This is a genomic window from Desulfurella sp. (genome assembly GCF_049977265.1).
Taxonomy (GTDB): Bacteria; Campylobacterota_A; Desulfurellia; order Desulfurellales; family Desulfurellaceae; genus Desulfurella.
In genome coordinates this window covers 1-2,759 of the sequence record NZ_JBMFGQ010000040.1, presented here as the reverse complement: position 1 = coordinate 2,759, position 2,759 = coordinate 1, and the positions used below count along the sequence as shown (strand labels likewise).

Genomic DNA, 2,759 nt, shown 5'->3' with positions numbered 1-2,759 from the left:
TACTATGCACTTGATGTTACAGACCCCAAAAACCCAAGTTTGTTGTGGGAGTTTAGCGACGCAAGTTTAGGTTTTAGCTATTCTGGACCTGCTATAATAAAAGAATATGATAAAGAAAATAAGTATTTTGTAATGTTTTTATCTGGCCCAACCGATTATGATGGCTCATCAACCCAGTCTTTGAAAGCGTTTATACTGGATTTGCTTTCTGGTAATTTATTGCAAACCATTACAGATTTTGGTGGTTCAACTTATAATAATGCTTTTGGTGGAAGATTATTTACTGGAGGCATAGTGGATAATTCAAATAGCTTAACAGCAGCAATACCATTTGGTATATCCTATAAAGACAGTAGTGGTAATTGGCATGGGAAGGTTTTTTTACTTAATACTTTTGAAAATGCTGACTATAAAAACTGGAAAATTGTGCAAGTTAATTTAAACATGGATATTGGGCCAGTTACCGCTCAGGTTGCGACTTCAAAGTGCCAAAATAGCAGACAATATATATATTTTGGGACAGGCAGGTACTTTAAAGCTACAGATGGTATTACAAGTCCAAACGAAAATATCTTTGGCGCAGATGTGACAAGCTGTATAAATTCAGAAAGTTGTACTGTTAGTTTAACAAAAATCACACCATCTAATCAAATAGGAAAATCTTACGTACCAGGTTTTTCATGGTATGTACCACTTGATGCAAAATTGGGAGAAAGAGATATTAGCGATCCTGCAGCAGATTCAAACTCTGTTACATTTACAACAGCAATTCCATCAGGCGGGGGAAATGTTTCTAAATCTTTATGCATCAGTGGTTATGGCGGCCAAACAAGAGTGTGGTCTCTATCTTGCGGAACGGGTGCACCAAATACGAGCGGACAAAGCTATATTATTTCTACATCTTCTGGAGGCTTGTATTCAGCAAGTGCAAATACTTCTAATACAACAGGAATTATTGGCACATATACCGGTATACCAGCTGTTAAAAAACCAACGCAAGTCCCAGCTGGAACAAATAAAGGTATTATTATTCAGTGGTTGGAGAAGTGAAAGCTTTTACATTGCTTGAGGTTATTGTAACTATATCAATTTTGGCTATAGTACTTGCTATTGCTATACCAAATTTTAATAAATACATGAAAAGCTTTGAGATTACAAGTCAGTTTAACCAGATTGAATCAGATTTAGATTGGTCAAAAACATATGCTTTTACTCGCAAAGTGCAGGTAGAGGTAGATTTTACTGCAAATAATTACACAATTTGGGATTCTACAAACAACAAAATTATTAAAGGACCAATAAATTTAAAGTATAGTTGTTCTACAAACCCAGCCAACTTACCAATAATATTTTACCCGCTTGGATATCCTACACCAGCAAGCATATATACTATTGAAAGCAATAACCCAAACTGCACTAATGTATCTTTTACAAGAATAATATCAGGAGTTTATAATGGTACAAGCTGCACGCAATAAAAATGGTTTTTCTTTGATAGAAGCCATAATTGCGCTATTTATAATTTTGATTGCTTTAATTGGGCTTTTAGGTGCACTAAACCTGGCAATGAATGTAGAAAGCCAAAATGAAGTAAGAAATGCTGTGCTAAAAATCATTGATCAAAAGCGTAATGAGATTGAATCGAATATTGCGCTTTGTGATGATTACTCTCAACCAACAAATATAAATATTACAAACTCAACCATATCAAAGTATATCCCAGGCTATACAATACAAACTACAAAACAGGATCAAACTTCAAATACCATATGTATTGCAAATTTTAGTTGGAATTATAAAGGTAAATTAGAGCACACAACAAGAGTTATTGTAGTGAGGAAACAATGAATCACAATAAAAAAGGTTTTACGCTTTTAGAGATTATTGTTACGCTATTTATAGTTATGGTGGCTTTAGCAATAGGTTATTATACTTTTGTCAAAGTTTTAAAGTTATCTTTTTATCACTCAAGCACGCAAAAATCCCAGATTAATACATTAATGGGTATTGATTTGCTAAGGTACGATTGCGAGATGGCAGGTTATGGTCTTACGCAAAGCATACCCAAAGGGGTCGACTCAAGCAACTATGCCGAAGCATCCTCAAGTCCAGCCAAGAATTATAACAATGCACCTGGTGTGCCTTGGCCAGTGCAAATTGGCACATATAACAATGCTTCGTATTTAGTTATACGTTCAACTATAGCCAATATAAACTCTGCTTCAAGGAAGTGGAGCGTAATGTATTATGATGGCACAAATTGGCAAATTCAGGGTTACAGCGATAGTTTAAGCTGGCCAAAAAATGAAGCTGACAATCATTTTACAAAAGGCACAAACGATGACAATGATTATGTAATAATTTTACACAATAAAGACCTGTATGCTAAATCAAACGGTTTGTATTACTTTAAGCTTAGCACACTTCCATCAAATGCCAATATACCACCATCCGATTATACATATGTTGTGTATGGTGTTGATGCAGATACTACACTTCGCATGCCTTTTAATAGAGTAGATTATTTTTTGGACAATACTAATTTGCCAAAATTTTGTGAGCCTTCAACTTATGAATTATATAGAGCTACCATAAACCAATCAAATGGTGCGATTAATAAACAGCCACTTTTGGATTGTGTTAAGGATTTTGAGGTTGCAATTAAAAGTGGCAATAAGTGGTATACAAGCAAAAGTCTTCTTAATAGTCAAATTGATGCTCAAAACACTCAAGAAATAAGAATATTTATACTCCAACAA

The 2,759-nt window shown here is 34.5% G+C and carries 3 protein-coding genes and 1 pseudogene; all 4 read left to right on the top strand.

What is annotated here, in order from left to right:
- A pseudogene (locus tag ACP5FO_RS07315) lies at positions 1-1,050 on the top strand (hypothetical protein); the annotation flags it as partial.
- Positions 1,047-1,478, top strand: coding sequence for a pilus assembly FimT family protein (locus tag ACP5FO_RS07310; RefSeq protein ID WP_428157276.1), 432 nt, complete (start codon positions 1,047-1,049; stop codon positions 1,476-1,478). The pseudogene ACP5FO_RS07315 and the gene ACP5FO_RS07310, both read left to right, overlap by 4 nt.
- Positions 1,456-1,848 (top strand): prepilin-type N-terminal cleavage/methylation domain-containing protein, encoded by a 393-nt coding sequence (locus ACP5FO_RS07305; protein ID WP_428157275.1) that lies wholly within the window; start codon positions 1,456-1,458, stop codon positions 1,846-1,848. The genes ACP5FO_RS07310 and ACP5FO_RS07305 overlap by 23 nt, the downstream gene beginning before the upstream one ends.
- Positions 1,845-2,759: PilW family protein (locus ACP5FO_RS07300; RefSeq protein ID WP_428157274.1), on the top strand; the 915-nt coding region annotated here is incomplete at its 3' end. The genes ACP5FO_RS07305 and ACP5FO_RS07300, both read left to right, overlap by 4 nt.